Below are 20,966 nucleotides of genomic sequence, written 5' to 3' on the forward strand. Positions count from 1 at the left end.
ATCTCGATGGCCCGAGCGCGAGGGCCCAAGTTTTGCCTGCCTGAATTTTTCGAATATTTCTCTTGAATTTTTTTTAATGGATGCGTTAGAGAGCCAACTGGCCCTCGGTGGGCTCTGCTCAGCAGAACCACGATTCGGTGAGCCGGGGGGGCTTTAGGCGGTCCGGGGGAAGGGCCGGGGCGGGCCGATCTCTATCGGGGCGCTCTAGTGTCTGGACGGCGGCGGCGCGGATTCGCCCGAAGGTGAGGGCGGCGTCTTCTTCTTGGGTGGCGGCGTCCTCGGCGATGGCGAGCACTTCCCCGTGGAGGTGGTCCATCCTCGGATCGGGGTGGCGCCAGCGGTGGATGAAGTTCTCGGGGTCGTATTCGCCAAGGTGGGGCTGCATGGCGCCAGAGTTGAGCATGTCGGCCCCGGGGGGCACCAGCAGGCGTATGGCGAGCTGGATTGGGTCAACGTGGTCGATAAGTTCGTTATCTTCAATAAAATCAATCAGATCCAGGTAGTCCTCGGCGCTCGTCCATGGGGTGAACGAGAGCAGCGAGGGGCGGATCGAGATATTCGCCTTGTTGCAGTGATTCAGTGCCTCCAGCGTGTCCGCCCGCGTGTGGCCCTTGTCGAGATTGGCAAGCACGGTATCGCTCAGCGACTCAACGGCAGAGACAATGAAGATGCAGCCGAGGCGGGCAAACTCAGGGAGAAGGTCTTTGTTGTTAACAAGGTGCTCGACCTTGGCTGTGAAGTCGAATGTGAGCTCAGGGTGTTTGTCATGGAGCGCCCGGGCGATTCGCAACGCGTGCGCGGGCCCGTTTAAAAAATCCGGATCGGCAAAGGTTATATGTTTTGCGCCCTTTTCGAGGAGCGCTTGAATGTCCTCAAGAACAATTTCACGTGGTACAGCAAAAAATCGTCCTTTGTATACGGGCGGTATGGGGCAGTGAAGGCATAAGTGCTTGCAGCCACGGCTGGCCTCGACTGTACCCACCGGCAGGTGTTCACCATCTTTGTACAGATGGGCATAGGACTCTAGCGGGGGAAGTCCATTCCTGTGGGGTAGAAGTGGCGTTATTTTTTCTAGGTAGGGTTCCTCTTGTCGCTCACGGGTGCTGACGCCTTGTACCATGGAGGGATCTTTGCCGTTGGCGAGGGTGTCGATTAATTTTGCGAGTGGTGACTCTATTTCACCTCCGATGATAGAGTCCGCCACGTTTTCGAGAAGGTAGGTTTCGTTCAGGCTGGCGTAAAGGCCGTAAAAGCAGATGTGGCATGACTGATTGATTTCGCGCACCCGTCGAGCCGCTTCTATTCCTAGCCGGAGCGCTGTATGCATCGGAACGCTGATTCCTACAAAAAGAGCTTCCGATATTTTGTCTGGGTCAAGTGTTTCGATTGCCAAATCAAGAACGGCTGGCGAATAGCTGGCGTGGCGCAAATAGGCAATTGGTGAGGCTAATGCCATAGGCTGATGGCCTAATTCGTAGCATGAGATAAGGACAATGGCGCTGGATGTTTTCCAATAACTGAAAGATTTCAAAATTGGTTACCATTCCATGAAATTTCGCCATAATGAAAAACCCCCGGCGCCTGGCACCGGGGCCTTGGTTTCGTTCTGGACTATTCTTTAGGCGGTGAAGGAGCTTCCGCAACCACAGGTTCCTGTCGCATTCGGATTTTCAATCTTAAATCCAGAACCCTGAAGGGTGTCCACGTAATCGACTGAAGCACCGTTCAGCATGGGATAGCTGTTGGCGTCAACATAAATATTAAAACCGTCAGCTTCGATTGTATGATCGTTTGGGTCTGTGCTGTCGTCGAAGTAGAGGCCGTAGCTGTATCCGGAGCAACCTCCTGCAGTCACGGTTAACCTTAGGCCAATGCCTGGTTTATCTTCTGCATCCACGAGTTCTCTTACTTTGTCTTCGGCGGCTGTGGTTATTGAAATCCCTTCGCGAGTCTCGGGTTTTGTGGCATCGAAGAGGTTGATTGCGGTATCAGACATTGAATGGTTCTCCTTTGTTGGATTTTGTGTTGTTTGTCAAGGATTTGACTACGTCGTTTTCGCCTTCAGCCGAAATTTGAGTTAACCCGCTATGGATGTGCTCATCTTTTAACTCTTTTTCCGTAATGACGGGCAAGTCGGCGAAGGTCGCTTCCCTGAAGAAATCTGTTAGTCGCTTTTGGGCTAAGGCAAAAACTTCGTTCATCGAACAAAATTCTTCTATCTCACAACAGGACTCTGTATCTTGGCACATGACTAATGTAATTGGACCGTCGATCGCTTGGATAACCTCAAGGAAATTAATCTCCGAGGCGGGGCGCGAGAGGCGGTAGCCGCCTTTTGGGCCCTGAACGGAATTCAGAATCTTTGCTTTGATGAGCATGGGCATCAGTTTTGCGAGGAAGGCCTGGGGAATCTGCTGTGCATGCGCGATCTCGCCTATGGTACAGAGTCTGCCGTCTGTTTGTCGCGAGAGGTAGACTACCGCGCGCAATGCATAGTCTCCCGCCCGGCTGATCTGCATGGGGTGGCCCTCCCAGGACAATGTGCGCTCGGATGAAATCTCTTTGAGTGCCACATGCCGCACATAAGCCACGGGCACACAAACATGACTTATTCCGTCCTATATAAATGGATCGCGACCGAATGTCAATGGATTAAAGTCAAATTTATCTTAAAATACGTTCTAGGCTTTTGTATTTTAGAGGTATTCCTGAATTTGGGATGATGTGTCTTGGACTTAGCGGAAGCATTGTGGGTGCGATTTTTGCCTTATTGGTCATAATTTTAAGGTTTCTTCATGTGGCGAAAGTGAAATTATGATTGTATGTTATTGTATTTATTTAATTTGATAGTATATGACAGTATATGATTAAAAAAGTTGACAGACGGACACTCAGATATTATATTCCCCCTTAGCTTAGATGTGGTCGGTGGGCCGCGCCGTCTTTACAGGGGTGAGGAAATGTTAATACACCCCTTATGTGGAATCAAAAATGATGAATTTCGACCGCTTCACACATAAGACACAAGAGGCGCTCCAGTTTGCCCAGGAATTCGCCGGCTCGTTGGGGCACCAAAGCCTCGTGCCCGTCCATGTGCTCATTGCGCTCCTAGACCAGCCGGGCGGCGTCCTCTCCCCCTTGGTGGGCAAGGCCGGAGTAGATCCCGGCGCGCTGCATCAGGCCCTCTCTGGCGCCCTTGAAAAACTCCCGAAGGTCTCTGGTGGCGAGAATGAAATCTACGTCTCACCAGAGCTCAAACGCATCATCGAGAACGCCCAGGCCCAGGCCAAGGCGCTTGCCGATGAGTATGTCAGCGCCGAGCACTTCATCCTCGCGGCCCTTGAGCCGGCGCAGACCGACATTGCCCCGATTCTTGAAAAAACGGGTCTCGAGAAAGAAAAACTGCTCGATGCCCTCAAGGACATTCGGGGCTCTGAGCGTATCACCGATCCCGACCCCGAGAGCCGCTACCAATCCCTTGAGCGCTTTGCCATCGATCTCACAGAGCGGGCTCGTGCCGGAAAACTTGACCCCGTTATTGGTCGCGACGCCGAAATTCGCCGGGTCATGCAGGTCATCTCCCGTCGCACCAAAAACAACCCCGTCCTCATCGGCGAGCCCGGTGTCGGCAAAACCGCCATCGCCGAGGGTCTGGCGCTTCGCATCGTGAATGGAGATGTGCCCGAGGGCTTGAAAGACAAACGCCTCGTCTCGCTCGACATCGGCTCCCTCATCGCAGGCTCAAAATATCGGGGCGAGTTCGAAGATCGCCTCAAGGCGGTGCTCAAGGAAGTTACTGACTCCGGGGGAGAGATCATACTTTTCATCGACGAGCTGCATACTGTCGTAGGTGCCGGTGCCGCAGAGGGCGCCGTCGATGCCTCGAACCTGCTCAAGCCCGCCCTCGCGCGGGGCGAGCTGCATTGTGTCGGCGCAACCACCCTCGATGAATACCACAAGCACATCGAAAAAGATGCCGCTTTGGAGCGCCGCTTCCAGCCCATCCTGGTCGGCGAGCCGAGTGTCGAGGACACCGTTTCGATACTTCGGGGCCTTAAAGAGCGCTACGAGGTCCATCACGGTGTCCGCATTCTTGACAGTGCCATTATGTCGGCGGCCACGCTTTCGCATCGCTACATCAGCGACCGCCAGTTGCCCGACAAGGCCATTGATCTTATCGACGAGTCGGCGAGCGCCCTTCGGATGGAGATTGACAGCCTGCCCGAGGAGATTGATCGCCAGGAGCGCGCCCTTCTTCGCGCCCAGATTGAAGAGCGCGCGCTTGAAAAAGAAGAAGACGATCAGAGCGTCGAGCGCCTGGAAAACATTCGAAAGCAAATTGCCGATCTGAAGAACGAGACCGGCGGCCTGCGCTCCCGCTGGGCGGACGAGAAAAAAATTATCGGCCGCATCCGTGAATTCAAGGGCCGATTCGAGGCGCTCAAGGCCGAGGCCGAGCGCGCCGAGCGCGAGGGCGACCTGGGCCGGGCGGCCGAGATTCGCTACGGCGAAATTATTTCCGTCGAAAAGGAAATCGAGGAAGCCAACGGCCTTCTTGCGCTGCAGGGTGAGAACCGAATGCTCAAAGAAGAAGTGGGCGAGGATGACATTGCCCTCGTGGTGAGCAGGTGGACCGGCATACCCGTGACGCGCCTTCTTGAGGGCGAGCGGGAAAAACTTCTCCACATGGAAGAGCGGCTTCACGATAGGGTCATTGGTCAATCTCGCGCCGTCGAGGCTGTCTCGGAGGCCGTTCGTCGAGCAAGGGCGGGAATTACAGAGCCCGATAGGCCCATTGGCTCATTCATCTTCCTGGGCCCCACCGGCGTGGGCAAAACCGAGCTTGCCCGGGCGCTGGCGGAATTTCTCTTTGATGATGAGGCGGCCATGATTCGCGTCGATATGAGCGAGTACATGGAAAAACATTCGGTGGCGCGGATGATCGGCGCACCTCCGGGATACATTGGCTACGACGAAGGAGGGCACCTGACCGAGCAGGTCAGGCGGCATCCCTACTCGGTGCTCCTGTTCGATGAAATCGAAAAGGCCCACCCCGAGGTGTTCAATCTTTTGCTCCAGGTTCTTGACGACGGTCGCCTTACCGACGGCCAGGGGCGAACAGTTGATTTCAGAAATACGGTGGTCATCATGACGAGCAACGTTGGCACCGAGGAGCTCTCCGAGTCGCGGATGGGTTTTCTCCCCGCAGATGAGCCCGAGACGAAAGATTCGAAATCCGCCCTCTCGGCGCTTCGCCATGTGTTCCGGCCTGAATTCCTGAACCGCATCGACGAGGTGATACCCTTTGAGTCCTTGGACAAGGGAAACATTCGGAAGATCGTTGATATTCAGCTTTTGCGGCTTAAAGATCGCATTGCCGGGCAGCGAATCTCGCTTGAGCTGACCGAGGCGGCCAAAAACTTTCTCGCCGAGCGCGGCTGGGAGCCCGTTTATGGTGCGCGGCCCCTCAAGCGGGCGATACAAACGCATGTCCTCAATCCGGTCAGCAAGAAACTTCTGGGCGGCGAATGCCACCCGGGCGACACCGTCGCGGCCGATTACAGGGCTGGCGATGAAGAATTAATTTTTTCTGTAGTTGAGGAGGCCGAAACGGTGAGTTCTTAACATAGGGCCAAGAAAAATGCTCTTTACTAGGATTGTTCGTTTTCTTGGAAATGAAATTCAACTTTTAAGTTTCGAATAAAAACATTAGAAATTAACTGAACCACACCAATAGGAGCGAGACTGAAAATGGCTGGAAAAGTGATAGGAATCGATTTAGGAACGACGAACTCTGTCGTGGCAATCATGGAAGGCGGGCAGCCGACTGTAATTCCCAACCAGGAGGGCAACCGAACGACCCCGAGCGTCGTGGCCTTCACAAGCGATAAAGATCGTCTCGTCGGCCTTGTGGCCAAGCGCCAGGCAGTGACGAATCCGACGAACACGATTTTCTCGAACAAGCGCTTCATGGGCCGTCGCTATGACGAGGTGCCCGAGGAAGTGAAGATGGTGCCGTACGAGGTCATAAAATCATCCACCGGCGATGTGCGGATTAAAAGCGAGGGCGAGGAGCATTCGCCGCCCGCTATTTCGGCGATGGTGCTTCAAAAACTCAAACAGGCGGCCGAGGATTATCTTGGAAGCAAGGTCGAGGATGCGGTTGTCACCGTGCCCGCTTATTTCAATGACAGCCAGCGGCAGGCAACAAAAGATGCCGGACAGGTTGCTGGCCTCAATGTCCTGCGAATCATCAACGAGCCGACGGCGGCAGCCCTGGCCTATGGGCTAGATAAGAAAAAAGATCAGCTCATCGCCGTCTACGACTTTGGTGGCGGAACGTTTGACGTTTCTGTTCTTGAGGTTGGTGACAACGTGGTTGAGGTGAAATCGACGAACGGCGACACGCATCTGGGCGGCGACAACATCGATCAACTTGTCATGGAGTGGATGCTTGAGGAATTCAAGAAAGATCAGGGGCTCGATCTCTCAAATGACCCGATGGCGCTCCAGCGGCTCCGCGAGGAGGCCGAAAAAGCCAAAATCGAACTATCGAGCTCAAGCGAGACAGATATTAATCTGCCGTTCATCACGGCGGACGCCTCCGGGCCCAAGCATCTGAACATCAAACTCTCTCGCTCGAAGCTTGAGCAGTTGGCTGGTGAACTGGTGGAGAGGACGCTCGGCCCCTGCCGCCGGGCGATTGATGATGCTGGTGTTGAGCCCAGCGCAATTGACGAAGTGGTGTTGGTTGGCGGCTCGACCCGTATGCCGCTCGTTCAGGAAACGGTCAATAAGTTCTTTGGTAAAGAGCCTCACAAGGGTGTGAACCCGGACGAGGTTGTCGCCATCGGTGCGGCAGTCCAGGGCGGTATTCTTGCGGGAGACGTGAAGGACGTCCTTCTGCTTGACGTTACCCCCCTTTCGCTGGGCATCGAAACACTTGGCGGCGTTGCGACGAAGCTCATCGAGCGCAATACGACGATTCCGGTTCGCAAGAGCGAGACCTTCTCAACGGCTGCCGACAACCAGCCCTCAGTTGAGGTGCATGTGCTCCAGGGCGAGCGCGAGATGGCACGCGACAACAGAACCCTCGGCAAATTCCATCTCACCGATATTCCGCCCGCCCAGCGCGGCACACCGCAAATCGAAGTAACCTTCGACATCGACGCCAATGGCATCGTAAGCGTGTCGGCCAAGGACCAGGGCACCGGCAAGGAGCAGTCGATCACAATTACCAGCTCTAGCGGTCTTGGTGATGATGAGATCCGGGGCATGGTGAGCGATGCCGAGGAGCACGCCGATGAGGATAAGAAGAATCGCGAGATCATCGAGGCGCGCAACCAGGCCGACTCCATGGCCTACAGCACCGAGAAGATGCTCAAGGAGAATGAGGATAAAATTTCAGAAGAGGACAAAACCTCGATTGAGGAGGCCATCGCTGGTGTGAAGGCCGTTCTTGAGAACGTTGAGGCAACGAAAGAGGAAATCGAGGAGGCCAGCGCCAAACTGGAGGCCGCCTCGCATAAACTGGCCGAAGTGATGTATCAACAGGCAGCCGAGCAGGCTGGCGAGGAAGGGGCGCCCACAGAGAACGGAGACGGCGCAGCAGGGGGCGATGCCTCCGAGCAGGGAGATGTCGTGGACGCAGAGTTCGAGGAAGTGGACAAGGATAAGAGCTGAGCAGCTTGCCCCCGGGAGTGAAGGCGTATGGCTAAGCAGGATTATTACGAGGTTTTCGGCGTCCAGCAGAACGCCTCTGACGATGAGATAAAGCGCGTTTTTAAAAAGCTTGCCCGAAAATATCACCCGGACGTGAATCCGGGTGATAATAAGGCCGAGGAGCGCTTCAAGGAGATTAGCGAGGCCTACGCAGTCCTTTCGGACCCGGAGAAGCGCCGTAAATATGACGCCATGGGCCATAACGCGTTTGCGGGCGGAAGCCCGTGGGGTGCAAGGGGCGCGCCGCAGAATGTCGAGGATATTCTCCGGGAGTTTGGTGTCGGGGATGTCTTCGGCGGCATGTTCGGCGGCGCTGGTCGTGGTGGCGGCGGTGGATTCTGGGGCTCGCCCCGACCGCAGGGGCCCCAAAAAGGAAACGATGTTAACTACACGATGGAGATTGGGTTCGACGATTCGTTGCGCGGGATGAACTCGACCATCACGGTGCCCAAGGTGGAGGTTCTAAACGGCGCCATGCACCGGGGAACCGAGCGCATTCAGGTGAAGGTGCCGCCCGGCGTCTCGAATGGCTCGAAAATCAGGCTTGCCAAAAAAGGCGAGCCCTCGCCCAACGGTGGGCCCGGCGGTGATTTGTTCATCATCACGCGGGTGCGGCCCCATGAATTTTTAGAGCGAAAGGGCGACAATCTGCATCTCGATTTGCCCGTCTCTATTTCCGAGGCGCTTTTGGGCACGCGAATTGAAATTCATACCTACGAGGGAACAACGAAGATGACGATCCCGCCCTGCACCCAGAGCGGGCAGACGTTCCGCCTCAGCGGCAAGGGCGCCCCTCATCTTAAGGGCAGTGGCAAGGGCGATCTCTATGTGACGGCCCGTGTGCAGATTCCCAAACATCTTGACGAGGAGAGCAAGGAATTGATTCGCGAGTTCGAGCGGAAGAATCCCTCAAGCCCCCGCGCCGAGATGACGGGCGTGAGTCTTTAGGAGGCGATGGTGGCGAGCCGGGCACAGAGGAAAGATGGAAGGTACACGATAAGCGCCGTGGCCGAGATGTTCGAGGTCCATCCCCAGACGCTCCGCATGTATGAGCGCGAGGGGCTTTTGGAGCCGGGCAGAAGCGAGGGGAAAACCCGTCTGTACTCAGAAGGTGATCTCGAGCAGCTCGAAATAATACTCACCCTCACGCGGGAGATGGGGGTGAACCTCGCCGGCGTCGCGGTGATCCTCGACCTTCGCTCAAAGCTGGTGCAGGCGGTCGAGCGGTTGAGTGAGTTGGAGGACGTTTTCAGCTCCGATGCCATGGAGGATCTTCGCGAGCAGTTGCGCGGGGTTGGTCCCGAGCGGGGAGCGATGATTCCGCTGCGCGCAGCCAAGTTGATTCGCGTTAAGCGGCAAACGAGCTAGTTGTTTCGCTCGGAAATTTGACGCCTGTCGTACTATCAGGTTGCCGCACACCTGGAATGATATCTGGTCGCCGCCGGGTTGTTTTGTAGTGGAGAGTATCGTGAGTACGAATTCGATCAAGAGTTTTGCTCTTCTCGGGTTGCTGACGGCGCTGATCCTATGGGTCGGAAATTTGGTCGGCGGGCGTGGCGGGCTCATCATAGCGCTCCTCATCGCGGTGGCGATGAATGGCTACAGCTACTGGTACTCGGACAAGATGGTGCTCTGGTCCACCGGGGCGCAAGAGGTCTTGCCCGGGCATGCGCCCGAACTATACGGCATGGTGGGCGATCTCGCCCGGCGGGCTCAGCTTCCCATGCCCCGGGTCTATGTGGTGCCTGAGCGGGCGCCCAATGCATTTGCCACCGGGCGCAATCCCGAGAATGCGGCGGTCGCCTTCACCGAGGGTATCCTTGAAACGCTTGATCGAGAGGAGCTAGAGGGCGTTGCCGCACACGAGCTGGCCCACATACTCAATCGCGACATTCTCATCAGCACCATCGCTGCGACACTGGCGGGCGCTGTCATGTATATAGCCCAGATAGCTCAATTCGCGGCCTTCTTTGGCGGCGGTCGGCGCAATGATGAAGAAGGGGGAGGCGGTCTGCTGGGCATTTTCCTCGCAGCGATTGTCGCACCCGTGGCCGCCATGCTCCTTCAGATGGCTGTGAGTCGTTCGCGAGAATACATAGCCGATGCCACTGGCGCACAAATTTCGGGCAACCCGGTCGGGCTGGCTAACGCCCTTGGGCGGCTCGATGAGGCAGCACACCACGAGCATCTTCACTGCGCCACCGAAGCAACGGCGCACATGTATATAGCCAATCCCTTCTCGGCGGGCGGGCTCTCTAGCCTGTTTAGTACCCATCCCCCGATGGCGGAGCGGATTCAAAGATTGTTGGATATGCGGTAGAAACTTTTCTAGGAGAGAATGCTTCATGGACCGTGTCGAAATCAGTTCCTCGCCGAACGAGGAAGAATTATCCAAAAACGCTGTCGCTGGTAATGAGGAGGGCGAACAAGAAGGCCCCAAGGTAGTTGATCGGCGGCGAGTTCATGACGTTGCCGACAAAAGCAATTCATCAGAGGACGATGGTGAGGTGGTTGTCGAGGAGCCTGTCCGCAAACCCACCTTTGTCGAGGAGCTTGAGCAAAAAGTCGTAATTGCCGAGGAAAAACTTAAAGAGCATATCGAACGAATCGACAAAGAGTCGGCCGAGTTCCGGGCTCGCCAAGAGCGAGAGCTTGAGCGACGTACCCTTCAATCTCGGAAGGATGCCGTTTCTGCATTTCTTGGCATCGCCGATGATTTGAGTCGTGCGACGACTGCAGCCGCTGGCTCTCGCAATGACCCCACCAAGAGCAAGGAGGTGCTTGAGTCCCTTGTGCAGGGTGTTCAGATGATACAGGGTCGTTTTTTTCAAGAACTCGCCTCGCTAGGCGTTAAACCGTTCGTCGCCAAGGGAGAAAAATTCGATCCCGAGCGGCACGAGGCGGTGCGCACAGTTGAGGTGGACGACAAGAAATTCGATGGCTTTGTCGTCGAGGAGCTGGCGCGGGGTTATGTTCTTGGTGATGAAGTGATTCGCCCGAGCACTGTCGCTGTTGGGAAATACCCCTCTTCATCGTAAAACGCCGGGGGCAAGTCGTCTCCGGTTTTAGATGCTCTTTTGTGTGGCGCAGGGTTTTTAATAATCAACTCCAGGGAACCTGAATGAACGTAAACGGCAAGCGCGATTACTATGAAGTTCTGGGTATCTCCCGCGAAGCGGGCGATGCCGATATCAAAAAATCCTATCGCAATCTGGCGATGAAGTTTCATCCTGATAGGAATCCGGATGATCCAGATGCTGAGGAGCAGTTCAAGGAAGCGTCCGAGGCCTATCAAGTTTTGAGCGATGCTGATAAGCGCTCGAAGTATGATCGTTTCGGCCACGAAGGTCTAAATGGCATGGGTGCCCAGGGATTCTCGAATTTTGATGATATTGTTTCATCATTCGGTGACATCTTCGGGGACTTTTTCAGTGGTGGTGGAGGCGAGGGGCGGCGGAGCCGAAGAGACAGCCCTCAGCGCGGTCGCGATATGGCTTATCAATTGGAGTTGACCCTCGAGGAGGCGGCTGTCGGTGTCGAGCGCGAATTGGAGTTCGAGCGCACCGCCGAGTGTGCCTATTGTGGCGGCTCGGGTGCAAAGTCCGCCGACTCGATTCGCCAGTGCGCCTCGTGCAAGGGCAGTGGACAAGTTGCGTTTCGCCAGAGCTTCATCACCTATTCGACCACTTGCACGACCTGCGGCGGCTCGGGCTCTGAGATCGCCGAGCATTGCGTCGAATGTCAGGGACAGGGAAGGCGCAACGAAAATAGAAAAGTAAAGCTCAAGATTCCGGCGGGCATCGACGAGGGTGGAAGGCTCAGGCTCAGAGATGAGGGCGAGGGCGGCTTGAAAGGAGGTCCGGCCGGTGATTTATTTGTCGTGGCGTCGCTGTTGCCCCACGAGTATTTCCACCGGGAGGGGAGTGAGGTTATCACCCAGCTACATGTGACTTTCTCCCAGGCGGCGCTAGGCGCCGAAGTGGATGTGAAGACCCTCTACGGGGAATCAAAACTCAAGGTGCCTCGGGGGGTTCAACCGGGCGATTTGCTTCGTCTTCGCGGCGAGGGATTTCCTGTGCCGGGCCGAAAAGCGAAGGGCGATCATGTCGTCCAAATTCTTGTGCGCACACCCACTAAGCTCTCCTCCAAGGCGGAAAAGCTCTTCAAGGAGCTTGCCTCGCTTGAAGTAGGCGGCACCCACAAATCGGGAACCGAAAAGATGGGATTTTCCGGGTATATACAGAGTCTTGCCGAGGGGGTACGCCGCTTTTTTAAACGTTTTGGCGGAAAATTATTACCTGCCGGGTAGGCCGCATTGGGCCAGCCAGGTCTGACGGAGTGCGGTGTGGCGTCCCGGCCCGTGAAGCATTAGGATTGGCACGCACCCTGTGAGGGGTGGAGAAGAGGCATGAATTTTTGCAAAACACTTAGCAGAATTTGAGGACAAGACATGGTTGATGAAAATGAGTTAGAGCAGCAGGCCGAAGAATTTAAGGTTTCTGATAGGCGTTTTGCCGTCAGGGGCTACGAGGACGAGGAGGAAACCGAATCGGCGCCTGAAATAGCTCCCGATCCAGGGCCCGAGGAGGTGCCAGCCCCGCAGGCGCAGCCCTCACAAGCGGCGCCCGGAGACCCCGGAGTTGCTCCTGTTTCCGAGGAGAATCCCCCTTCAGCGGCTCCTGAAGGTGAGCCCGTCTCGTCCGAGGAGGGGGCTGAGGCTCCCGAGGAGGCCCCGTCGCGGGAGTTTGAAACGCTTCTCGCAATTCTTCAGACCAATGCGATTGCAGCCATGGGTATTAATCCCCAGACCGGAGAGAAATCCGGAGGGGCGGACCCAAAGAGTGCGAAGCTGTTTGTTGACCTGATTTCCATGGTTAAAGAGAAGATGACGGGAAACCTTTCGGAGGAAGAAGATAGAATTCTCACCCAGGTTCTCTCTGAGCTTCGGATGATGTACGTTCAACATGTGGGTATCGGATAATAAGGTTTTTTCTCCCGTGGTTGAAAATTAGTGAAAATTCGTCCATAACCCATCCCTGGTTTTGTGATGGATTTGAAATTGGAAGGACTGGCCAGCAGGTGACTATTTGAACATATCCGTCACCACGGTTCAGGTCTTTTTGGAGGAAACATGGTCTCAAGCCTGATGTATGATCAGCAGTTTGAAGCGGCGATGGATAAAGTTGCAAACCGTTTTCTGTTCACAGTTGTTCTTGCCCGGCGGGTGGCCCAGTTGAAGAAGGGGGCAGAACCCTTGGTGGATTCAAACGGTTTGGACACGTACGAGGAAATTGTTTTCCAGGAAATTCTCGATGATAAGCTTGAGTGGCGGGCGACCAGCTCCCTGGCGGATCTCGGGGATATGGAGCCTGAATACGGCGAATCCGAATTCGAAGACGGAGAATAACCTGGCCTGCTGAAATTGTTTTCCCCCCTCTTCCCGGTGGTTCCGGGGAGAGGGATTTTTTTATCTGGTTGAGAGAAATCTCCCCACCCGCTCTATGGCTTTTTTTATGTTTTCTTCTGAATTGCAGTAGGAGAAACGAAGGTAGCCCTCTCCGCCTGGGCCAAAATCAGCGCCTGGCGCTACAGCCACCCCGGTTGCCTCTAGTATCTCCCCGGCCAGAGAAAGTGAGTTGTCGCCAAATCGGTGGGCGTCCGTGAAAGCATAGAACGCCCCGTCTGGCTCCCGCTGGACGGGCAAGCCAATTTCCTTGAGTCCCTTTACCATAACATCGCGCCGCCTGGCATAGGTCTCACGCATTTTCTCGGCGGCGGGAATGGCCTCGCGCAGGGCGGTGACCCCTGCCCATTGTACGAAGGAGTTGGGCGAAATGAAGTAATTCTGCTGAAGGATTTCTAGTGGGCGAATATATCGATCAGGGGCGATGATATAGCCGAGTCGCCAGCCAGTCATGGCGAAATATTTTGAAAACCCATTGATAATAAAGGCATTATCCGAAAACTCCAGGGCCGAATAGTCGCGCTCCCCGTAGCTTAGACCGTGGTAAATCTCATCGGAGACAAGAGGGGGGCCAAGCTCTGAGAGGGCTTGAATCTCCTGTTTTTTGAGTCTGATGCCCATCGGGTTCGAGGGCGAGTTGATCAGGATGCTTTTGGTCCGCGGCGTAATCCGCTCTTGAACGGAGTTGGGCTGAAGGACAAAATCCTCCTTGGCGCCAGCGGGGGTGAGGACGGGCACGGCGCCTGCCGAGAGAATAAAACTTTGGTAGCAGGCGTAGTGGGGGTCAGAAAGAATCACCTCATCGTCCTGCTCAAGAAGGATTGAGAACAGCATGAGCATGGCCGGGCTTGAGCCGTTTGTTACGACGACGCGCGAGGGTGAAATAGAAAGCTGGTAGTGGTGATTGTAATGATCGGCGATGGCTTCTCGAAGCTCGGGGATACCCAGGGCGGTGGTGTAGTGTGTCTCGCCCCGGGAGAGAGCTTTTCTCGCCGCCTCAACTATGACCTCAGGGGTATCGAAATCGGGCTCGCCAACCTCAAGGTGAATGATATCCCGACCCTCGGCCTGAAGTTGGCGCGCTCTTTCAAGGATATCCATGACCAAAAAAGGCTTAATCCCGCGTATTCGTTGGGGCAGGGCGATTTTCATGGGGACGATGGTTACCTCCAGATGATAAAAAAAACCTTGAAAATCATTGTTTTACAGGGTTGCTCTTCAATTACGAGAGTGCTAATGTTTATTTGTTCAACAGCTTAGGTCCTAAATCTGATAAATGGATGTGGTGTGTACTCCTAAGTTTATGTTTAATGGTTTGTGAATGATTTTGGAATGAGGGTGGAGCATTGACCAAAATAGATATTATAAATCTCGTTGCAGAAGACACCGGTCTCAGTAAAGTAAAGGCTGAGGAGGCTGTTGAAACCATCATCGCGACAATCAAGGAAACTCTCCAACTAGGTGAATCAGTTATTTTGAGACGCTTTGGCTCGTTCCAGGTTCGTTCAAAAAATGCCCGCATCGGGCGCAACCCCAAGACGGGCGAGGAAGCTCCCATCAGCGCCCGCAAAGTAGTGCGGTTTAAATCCGGCAAGCATTTCAAGGAGGCGATGAACGGCGCGCCGGTGCGTTTCTTCTAAATCCTCGAGCCCCCTCTAGACTTTATATCTCAATATTCAATCCGTGTAGTCAAATCCTTTGTGGATTCATATCCGAAGTAAAATCAATAATTTAAAGTGTTTTTCGCTTTCTTGGGCCGCTCTTCACTGCGCTTGCCTATATTAACAGCATCGCGTCTCCATAGCTGTAGAAGCGATAGTTTTTATCGCAAGCCTCCTCGTAGGCCTCAAGTATACGATTACGTCCAGCCAAAGCGGCAACCAACATGAGCAAGGTTGATCGCGGAAGGTGGAAGTTGGTCAGAAGCCCATCAATCACTCGAAAAGTGTGGCCGGGACGAATGAACAGACGCGTTTCCCCGGCCATCGCCCGGAGTGGTGAGGTGTTCTCTGCCGCCGTTTCGAGCACCCTGACAACTGTTGTGCCTACAGCGATAACTCTGCCGCCATTTTTTTTAGTCTCCTCGATTCGCTTCACCGTCTCCTCGGGAAGTATGTATGATTCTGAATCCATTTCATGGTTTTCAATGTTATCGGTTTTCACGGGACGAAAAGTTCCGGGGCCGACATGAAGCGTAACGAAAGCCATGCCGATGCCTTCAACCTTTAGCGCCTCGATGAGCCGCTCGCCAAAGTGGAGCCCGGCCGTGGGTGCAGCGATGGCGCCGGGGGCGCGGGCGAAGAGGGTTTGGTAGCGCTCACGGTCAAGCGGCTCCGCCCGTCGGTTTAAATAAGGGGGAATCGGAAGCTCGCCTTCGCGCTCTATCCAGTCGGCCAAGGTGTCAGGATCTGAAAATTTGATCGTCCGCTCTATGCCCGGGGGGCCTAGCGTCGCTTCACGGCCGCCTTCGAGAAGTATCCGCTCGCCCCCGGGAAGAGAACGATTGGCCGAGACCATGGCTCGGTAAATGCCCTCTCCCTCCTTCCGCACAAGCAGCATCTCAACCTTGCCGCCCGGGGTCCCTCCCACCGAGGCGCGGCGGCCAAAGAGCCGCCAGGGAACGACACGCGTATCGTTGAGCACCAACAAATCGCCAGCGCGAAGCTCGCTAGGCAAATCGCTGATTCCCAGGTGGCGCAGGGGCCCGCCCGCAAGGGGCAGGGCAAGCAGGCGCGAATCCTCTCGTCGCTCTGCCGGGTACCTGGCGATGGCATCGGGGGGCAAGTTGTAGTCGAAATCTTTGAGGTTCATAGGCTGAATTATTTTTTCAAGTATAGATTTTGGATACTTGCTCAGGCGTTCCGTATGAGCCGCGCACGCCGCTTGGCGGCAAGTGAGGGAGACTCCTCGATAAGTTCGCCGCTCGTCCCATCCTCACCCGGGGCGTCCTCGCTGGGCGCGGGATCTCTGTGCAGTGTTTTCCAAGCGATCTGGCGCATCACACCGCGCATCATGCGCACCTCGCGGAGGCTCGGTTTAATCCGGTCAATGAGCTGGCGAAAAGAGCGGGCAACACGCTCGGGGTTGTGGTGGGGAACAAAACCGATCAACTCAAGGGTGGCGACCAAATGATCAACCATGCCCTCAATTAAATCGCGGGGGGCGAGCCTGTCGCTTTCGTGGGAGATGCTGGCGCTCTCGGGGTGCTCGGTGGCGGCCTGTTTTTCGGAAAACAGCTCCCAGAAGATTAGGAGCGCTGCCTGCGAGAGATTGAGCGACTCAGACTCTGAGAGAGTGGGGATCATCAGGCGCTCCTGGCACAGGTCAACCTCGTCCGTCCTGAGGCCCTTATCCTCGCGCCCGAATACGAGGGCGACCCTTTCCCCCTTTGCTCGTTCCAAGAGTGCCGCAGCACCCTCTCTCGGAGTCATGGTGGGTCTTCTGTTGCGCCCGAGACGCCGGGACGTGGCCACCGCCCATTCACAGTCATCCAGTGCCTCTCGCAGGGTTGCGAAGTGCTCGGCACGGGCAAGAAGAGGCTGGGCGCTCATGGCCATCGAGCGCGCCTCGACGCTCTTTGGGTCGCAGTGTGGGGAGACGAGGCGGAGGGTGGAGAGGCCGAAGTGGCTCATTGCCCGAGCAATGGCCCCCACGTTTCCGCCGCCCTTGGGTTGAACGAGAACTACTACGAATTTGTCTAGTTTTTCATATGACGGTTTGCGTTTCATTGGGCGAGCCTATCACGGCGTCCGGGAGCCCGGCCACCATTGGACAGGGGCTGAGGCTTGTTAGTTTCAACATTTCGGATGTCGGCGAAGATTGTGGTTTGTACTGGTTGGGTGGTGAGGTGAAAGTCTTACTTTTTCCAGGTTTTCTCGGTTAGTTCACGCTGTACAAGTAGGAACTCGGTTTCAAGACGCGAAAGAGTGTCGCTCAGATTATGAAGAGAGGATGTAGAGCCTAACTTCTCAAGCTCAAAACAAATTTCTTTCATCTTCATCGCGCCTATTACGGTACAACTTCCCTTCAGGGCGTGGGCACTGTGTTTAAGCTCATCGGCGTTACCCTCATTAATAGCGTTCTTTATAGACTCCAAGCGCAAGGGCGAGTCTGTGAGGAATATAGCTGTTAATTCATCGATGACATTATGTGCGCCATCGGCCTCTAGTTTGAGAAGCTCGGCGATTACCTTGGGGGCAATTGAGGGCTCCTCGCCGGGAATTTGAGGGCTTGCGTTCTCGTCAGCGTCGTCGTCTTTGTCTTTCGATAGTACCGCCTCGATTTTCGACTTCAATACGTCGATCGTCACTGGTTTGGAAATGTAGTCGTTCATTCCAATTTTCAGGCACTTATCTCGATCTCCTTTGAGCGCGAACGCGGTCATGGCAATGATGGATATATGGTGCAGGCTGCCAACCTCTGATTCTCTGATAATTCTTGTTGCCTCAAATCCGTCCATTTCCGGCATCTGGCAATCCATCAAAATGATGTCGTATTTTTCCCTTTTCAGGGCCTCGATGGCCTCGATGCCATTGTTCACCACGTCGGCCTGATAGCCGATGTGCTCAAGCATATATGTCGCTACCAGTTGGTTTGAAGGATTATCCTCGGCGACGAGTACGCGTCCCTGAATCGGACGGCTTTCCTGCTCAGATCCAGAAAAACTTTCATTGAATGTCTTGGGCGAGCTGAGCATCCAATCCTCCAGAATTGGAACAGCTGTAGTAGTCATGGTTCGCCGAATATTCTGAAAATAAAACATACTGAAAAAAAGATCAATACTTTATTGAGGGAACTTTAACCTATTTATCGGTAAATTCCACAACTACTTGAAAACTATAACTTGAAGATAATAGCAATATCTTAGAACCAGAATGGGATAATGTTGCTTAAATAATTTGTCCAATGGGGAGTGGCTAAATCTTATTTTGTTTCAATTACTTGAGCCAATTATTTGCAGTTTTTTGGATTGTAAGAATTTGATTTGCTTTGTTTGAAGAATTTCAGTTTTCGGGGGATGTTCCTATTTATTAAAGAGCAATGATCTTTTTTGAATAGGTATTGTTATCGTTTGGCGAGGATTTTTCTGGCGAGGCAGGACAGAAAGGCTCTAAGGATGGGGAGTCCAATGGAAATAGGCGGATCCTGCGCAACGGCATCACGGGCGGCAATAATTCTGTCGCGGTCATGCCCCCAAGACCAATTGTGTTTGATATCCTCGCTTGCTCGCTTCCCCATTTCGATTCGCTTTCGGGGATTTTGAACAAGGTCCATCAAGGCGGACTCGAAATCATCGCTTGAATCTATTTCGCACAAAATTCCATTGTTACCAGAGATTATAATTTCGGGGACAAAACCAACCGGTGTGGAAATGACAGCACATCCTGCGGCCATGGCTTCGATGACGGGCAAGGGGCCACCTTCTAAGCGAGATGTGCAAAGGTAAATATCAATTGTCTTAAAAAAATCCAGAACCTCTTTTCTGTTTTCCGGAGTGACCAGGCTGGCGGAGACGCCGCTGCTCTTTAGTTTTTCAAATAAAGGGGTGCCGCCTTCACCGCACAGTTGAAGTTTGATGGCCGCCAGGCGGGATACTTTTGTGACAATGGATTCAAGGAGGTCCAGGCCTTTGCGATGCTGGCTGACGAGGGCCATGTTGCCGCTGAATCCTATAACGGCGGTGGGGATTTGTGATGGCTCTCCATTTTCGAATTCGGGACGAGTGGCTATCGTGGGAGTGGGAACACCAGGGCGCCAGACGTGCTCGACTTTAATGCCGACAGAGCGAGCGGCCTGTGCGGTCTTCTCCGACATGGCGACGAATCTTCGGAATCCCATGGCGATGAGCCGCTTAATGAAGCCCACATGGCTGTCTTCGATATGGGCCAAGGTTACGAGGCAGCGCCTCCCTATTCCCAACCAGCAATATCCCATCGCGATATATTGGCCCAGAAAATGTACGACCTTGGCTTGGCGGGAAAGACGCCAGGCGCGATAGGGGTTAGTTGAAATTTCATGCTCGGAAACAATGGCCGACTCGCAACCGTCCGCGAGCGACTCTGCCATTTCACTCGCCATTGTTCCGAGGGCCCAGTCTTTGCGGTCCACGATGAAAAGGACGAGTTCTCGATTTTTATTACGCATAATTTTTTTCAGTTAATTCGAATTGCTGCCAGTGGGCGATTTATCCAATGAAAAAGCCGCCCAATGACTATCGGCAGTCCGCTATCGAACAATATCTCTTGTCTAACGAAAACTACCTTTTTTTAGGATAAAATGGAATTTCACATCTGAATTATTGGGTACAGCAGGTGGTTCATCTGCTTCTCATGATTCGTTTCGTCCATTTAAAATATTGATTATAAAAGCAATGTTCGTGTTCAATGTCTTAGTTTTGAGTGATTTATGATTGAATGGGTTCTTTTAGGTTGACAAAACATGACAAAAAGAAATAAATAAGACTCGTCCATCGATTATGAGGAGGAATCAAATATGCTTTATTCTAGACCTTGTGAATATGCTCTTAGAGCTTTGACGCATATTAGTTTAAATCTTGACATGGAATTGATTCGGGCACAGGAGATCGCTGAGGCGGAAAATCTTCCTGCCCCGTTTTTGGCAAAGCTCCTTCAGCAACTGGCCCGTTCGGGTGTACTTGTTTCGGTCAAAGGCCCCAAGGGTGGGTTTGGCCTGGCCCGGCCCCCGCAAGAGATCTCTTTAATGGAGGTTGTCTCGGCCGTGGATGGTGAGGAAGGTTTTAAGCGATGTGCGGTGGGTCTTGCAGAGTGCACCGATGAGACGCCTTGCCCGCTTCATGACACCTGGAAGCCTTTGAGGTTGCAGATTCTGGACTATATGTCGGGAAGATCCCTCGCCGACCTAGCCGAAGCCATGGATGCCAAGAAGAAAACTATCTCAAATTCGACTCCTTAAAAAAGTCCTTTTTTGAATAATCAAGCAAAAAAGAGTATTTTTTCCTTGATTTAGGGAGAATAGGGTCTTAAAATAACGTTCATGTCGAGGAGCTAATGTAAATATTTTCTCTGTGTGTCTCGAAATTTTTGTATTATAGTTTTTTCGTATAAAATTCTGTGGGCTGATGGGCGCCCCGGGTCCCTGAAAGAGTGAGGAAGAATATGCTTTCCTGGCTTCCCGAGAACGTATCGACTTTTGGCGGCGATGTCGATTCTATTTTCTCGCTTATCTACAACATCGTGAGTATCTGGTTTGTCGCCACCCAGGCTATTCTCATTTTTTGCATCATCCGCTTCCGGCGTAGAGCCGGTAGGAGGTCGGACTATCTGCCAGGGAATACCATGTCCCAGATGATGTGGATTCTGATTCCCTGCGCCGTGGTCCTGGCGCTCGATCTGTGGATCGACTTCAGGGGGGCGGATGTCTGGGCCAAGGTGAAGCTCTCGCGCCCGGCGCCTCATCTCGTCGTTCGCCTGAAGGCCAAGCAGTTTAACTGGATATTTACGTATCCGGGCCCGGATGGAAAATTTGGCACCAAGGATGACAAGACATTCCAAAACGATCTTCATGCGCCGGTGAACAAGGTGGTGCGGCTCATACTAACGGGCGAGGACGTTATCCATAGTTTCTTTGTGCCCGAGATGCGCTTGAAGCAGGACGTGGTACCCGGTCGCGAGATTCCCGCGTGGTTTGAAGCAACGCGGGCCGGAAAGTTCGAGATTCCTTGTGCTGAATTGTGCGGGACTGGCCATACAGGGATGAAGGGTTTTCTCTACGTACATTCGGAGGCCGACTACAAAGCTTG

The 20,966-nt window shown here is 53.9% G+C and carries 20 protein-coding genes; 12 read left to right on the forward strand and 8 right to left on the reverse strand.

Features of this window, described 5'->3' with window-relative positions:
• Nucleotides 1-118 precede the first annotated feature (118 nt).
• The 3 genes from HOJ95_17055 to HOJ95_17065 all read right to left on the reverse strand — a co-directional run bounded on the left by HOJ95_17055 (nucleotide 119) and on the right by HOJ95_17065 (nucleotide 2,519).
• Nucleotides 119-1,456, reverse strand: coding sequence for a radical SAM protein (locus tag HOJ95_17055; GenBank protein ID MBT6396404.1), 1,338 nt, complete (start codon nucleotides 1,454-1,456; stop codon nucleotides 119-121).
• 162 nt (nucleotides 1,457-1,618) lie between these two features.
• On the reverse strand, nucleotides 1,619-1,996 hold the full coding sequence (erpA, locus tag HOJ95_17060) for an iron-sulfur cluster insertion protein ErpA (protein ID MBT6396405.1): 378 nt from the start codon (nucleotides 1,994-1,996) through the stop codon (nucleotides 1,619-1,621).
• A complete protein-coding gene (locus HOJ95_17065; protein MBT6396406.1) occupies nucleotides 1,989-2,519 on the reverse strand; it encodes an Rrf2 family transcriptional regulator in 531 nt (176 codons plus the stop codon). Before HOJ95_17065 ends, erpA begins: the two co-directional genes overlap by 8 nt.
• Nucleotides 2,520-2,994: 475 nt before the next feature.
• Between HOJ95_17065 and clpB the strand changes: the two genes are divergently transcribed.
• The 9 genes from clpB to HOJ95_17110 all read left to right on the forward strand — a co-directional run bounded on the left by clpB (nucleotide 2,995) and on the right by HOJ95_17110 (nucleotide 13,129).
• Nucleotides 2,995-5,625 (forward strand): ATP-dependent chaperone ClpB, encoded by a 2,631-nt coding sequence (gene clpB / locus HOJ95_17070; protein ID MBT6396407.1) that lies wholly within the window; start codon nucleotides 2,995-2,997, stop codon nucleotides 5,623-5,625.
• A gap of 126 nt (nucleotides 5,626-5,751) precedes the next feature.
• Nucleotides 5,752-7,683: a molecular chaperone DnaK gene (gene dnaK / locus HOJ95_17075; protein MBT6396408.1), complete on the forward strand. Its 1,932-nt coding sequence runs from the start codon at nucleotides 5,752-5,754 to the stop codon at nucleotides 7,681-7,683.
• Nucleotides 7,684-7,710: 27 nt separating this feature from the next.
• A complete protein-coding gene (locus HOJ95_17080; protein ID MBT6396409.1) occupies nucleotides 7,711-8,670 on the forward strand; it encodes a DnaJ domain-containing protein in 960 nt (319 codons plus the stop codon).
• Nucleotides 8,671-8,676: 6 nt separating this feature from the next.
• Entirely contained in the window at nucleotides 8,677-9,090 is a 414-nt protein-coding gene (locus HOJ95_17085) for a MerR family transcriptional regulator (GenBank protein MBT6396410.1), read from the forward strand.
• A 100-nt stretch (nucleotides 9,091-9,190) separates the two neighbouring features.
• A complete protein-coding gene (locus tag HOJ95_17090) occupies nucleotides 9,191-10,042 on the forward strand; it encodes a zinc metalloprotease HtpX (GenBank protein MBT6396411.1) in 852 nt (283 codons plus the stop codon).
• A 25-nt stretch (nucleotides 10,043-10,067) separates the two neighbouring features.
• Nucleotides 10,068-10,760 carry a nucleotide exchange factor GrpE gene (locus HOJ95_17095; GenBank protein MBT6396412.1) on the forward strand — a complete coding sequence of 231 codons (693 nt, stop codon included), beginning with the start codon at nucleotides 10,068-10,070 and terminating at the stop codon, nucleotides 10,758-10,760.
• Between the two features lie 83 nt (nucleotides 10,761-10,843).
• On the forward strand, nucleotides 10,844-12,031 hold the full coding sequence (gene dnaJ / locus HOJ95_17100; GenBank protein ID MBT6396413.1) for a molecular chaperone DnaJ: 1,188 nt from the start codon (nucleotides 10,844-10,846) through the stop codon (nucleotides 12,029-12,031).
• 141 nt (nucleotides 12,032-12,172) lie between these two features.
• A complete protein-coding gene (locus tag HOJ95_17105) occupies nucleotides 12,173-12,703 on the forward strand; it encodes a DUF1844 domain-containing protein (GenBank protein MBT6396414.1) in 531 nt (176 codons plus the stop codon).
• Between the two features lie 150 nt (nucleotides 12,704-12,853).
• Entirely contained in the window at nucleotides 12,854-13,129 is a 276-nt protein-coding gene (locus tag HOJ95_17110) for a DNA-directed RNA polymerase subunit omega (protein MBT6396415.1), read from the forward strand.
• A gap of 60 nt (nucleotides 13,130-13,189) precedes the next feature.
• Here the strand turns inward: HOJ95_17110 and HOJ95_17115 are convergent, their stop codons facing one another.
• Nucleotides 13,190-14,338 (reverse strand): pyridoxal phosphate-dependent aminotransferase, encoded by a 1,149-nt coding sequence (locus tag HOJ95_17115; GenBank protein ID MBT6396416.1) that lies wholly within the window; start codon nucleotides 14,336-14,338, stop codon nucleotides 13,190-13,192.
• A 194-nt stretch (nucleotides 14,339-14,532) separates the two neighbouring features.
• On the opposite strand from HOJ95_17115, the gene HOJ95_17120 reads away from it, so the two are divergent.
• Nucleotides 14,533-14,826: an integration host factor subunit alpha gene (locus HOJ95_17120; GenBank protein ID MBT6396417.1), complete on the forward strand. Its 294-nt coding sequence runs from the start codon at nucleotides 14,533-14,535 to the stop codon at nucleotides 14,824-14,826.
• 136 nt (nucleotides 14,827-14,962) lie between these two features.
• Here HOJ95_17120 and queA read toward each other — a convergent pair whose 3' ends face one another.
• From queA to HOJ95_17140, 4 genes are all read right to left on the reverse strand, one after another.
• Complete coding sequence (gene queA, locus HOJ95_17125; protein ID MBT6396418.1) at nucleotides 14,963-15,997, reverse strand: tRNA preQ1(34) S-adenosylmethionine ribosyltransferase-isomerase QueA; 1,035 nt, start codon at nucleotides 15,995-15,997, stop codon at nucleotides 14,963-14,965.
• A gap of 41 nt (nucleotides 15,998-16,038) precedes the next feature.
• Nucleotides 16,039-16,914: an RNA methyltransferase gene (locus tag HOJ95_17130; GenBank protein ID MBT6396419.1), complete on the reverse strand. Its 876-nt coding sequence runs from the start codon at nucleotides 16,912-16,914 to the stop codon at nucleotides 16,039-16,041.
• Between the two features lie 128 nt (nucleotides 16,915-17,042).
• Nucleotides 17,043-17,882 (reverse strand): response regulator, encoded by an 840-nt coding sequence (locus tag HOJ95_17135; GenBank protein ID MBT6396420.1) that lies wholly within the window; start codon nucleotides 17,880-17,882, stop codon nucleotides 17,043-17,045.
• Nucleotides 17,883-18,250: 368 nt separating this feature from the next.
• Nucleotides 18,251-19,330 (reverse strand): glycosyltransferase family 4 protein, encoded by a 1,080-nt coding sequence (locus HOJ95_17140; protein ID MBT6396421.1) that lies wholly within the window; start codon nucleotides 19,328-19,330, stop codon nucleotides 18,251-18,253.
• A gap of 348 nt (nucleotides 19,331-19,678) precedes the next feature.
• On the opposite strand from HOJ95_17140, the gene HOJ95_17145 reads away from it, so the two are divergent.
• A complete protein-coding gene (locus HOJ95_17145; protein MBT6396422.1) occupies nucleotides 19,679-20,119 on the forward strand; it encodes an Rrf2 family transcriptional regulator in 441 nt (146 codons plus the stop codon).
• A gap of 203 nt (nucleotides 20,120-20,322) precedes the next feature.
• Nucleotides 20,323-20,966 (forward strand): hypothetical protein (locus HOJ95_17150; GenBank protein ID MBT6396423.1); only part of this gene is annotated, 644 nt, incomplete at its 3' end.

The organism is Nitrospinaceae bacterium, assembly GCA_018669005.1.
GTDB lineage: Bacteria > UBA8248 > UBA8248 > UBA8248 > UBA8248 > UBA8248.

Excerpts from the sequence above, each read along its gene's own strand:
- HOJ95_17055 (MBT6396404.1), bottom strand. The coding sequence starts at position 1,456 with ATGGCATTAGCCTCACCAATTGCCTATTTGCGCCACGCCAGCTATTCG.
- erpA (MBT6396405.1), bottom strand. The coding sequence starts at position 1,996 with ATGTCTGATACCGCAATCAACCTCTTCGATGCCACAAAACCCGAGACT.
- HOJ95_17065 (MBT6396406.1), bottom strand. The coding sequence starts at position 2,519 with ATGCAGATCAGCCGGGCGGGAGACTATGCATTGCGCGCGGTAGTCTAC.
- clpB (MBT6396407.1), top strand. The coding sequence starts at position 2,995 with ATGAATTTCGACCGCTTCACACATAAGACACAAGAGGCGCTCCAGTTT.
- dnaK (MBT6396408.1), top strand. The coding sequence starts at position 5,752 with ATGGCTGGAAAAGTGATAGGAATCGATTTAGGAACGACGAACTCTGTC.
- HOJ95_17080 (MBT6396409.1), top strand. The coding sequence starts at position 7,711 with ATGGCTAAGCAGGATTATTACGAGGTTTTCGGCGTCCAGCAGAACGCC.
- HOJ95_17085 (MBT6396410.1), top strand. The coding sequence starts at position 8,677 with ATGGTGGCGAGCCGGGCACAGAGGAAAGATGGAAGGTACACGATAAGC.
- HOJ95_17095 (MBT6396412.1), top strand. The coding sequence starts at position 10,068 with ATGGACCGTGTCGAAATCAGTTCCTCGCCGAACGAGGAAGAATTATCC.
- dnaJ (MBT6396413.1), top strand. The coding sequence starts at position 10,844 with ATGAACGTAAACGGCAAGCGCGATTACTATGAAGTTCTGGGTATCTCC.
- HOJ95_17105 (MBT6396414.1), top strand. The coding sequence starts at position 12,173 with ATGGTTGATGAAAATGAGTTAGAGCAGCAGGCCGAAGAATTTAAGGTT.
- HOJ95_17110 (MBT6396415.1), top strand. The coding sequence starts at position 12,854 with ATGGTCTCAAGCCTGATGTATGATCAGCAGTTTGAAGCGGCGATGGAT.
- HOJ95_17115 (MBT6396416.1), bottom strand. The coding sequence starts at position 14,338 with ATGAAAATCGCCCTGCCCCAACGAATACGCGGGATTAAGCCTTTTTTG.
- queA (MBT6396418.1), bottom strand. The coding sequence starts at position 15,997 with ATGAACCTCAAAGATTTCGACTACAACTTGCCCCCCGATGCCATCGCC.
- HOJ95_17130 (MBT6396419.1), bottom strand. The coding sequence starts at position 16,914 with ATGAAACGCAAACCGTCATATGAAAAACTAGACAAATTCGTAGTAGTT.
- HOJ95_17135 (MBT6396420.1), bottom strand. The coding sequence starts at position 17,882 with ATGCTCAGCTCGCCCAAGACATTCAATGAAAGTTTTTCTGGATCTGAG.
- HOJ95_17140 (MBT6396421.1), bottom strand. The coding sequence starts at position 19,330 with ATGCGTAATAAAAATCGAGAACTCGTCCTTTTCATCGTGGACCGCAAA.
- HOJ95_17145 (MBT6396422.1), top strand. The coding sequence starts at position 19,679 with ATGCTTTATTCTAGACCTTGTGAATATGCTCTTAGAGCTTTGACGCAT.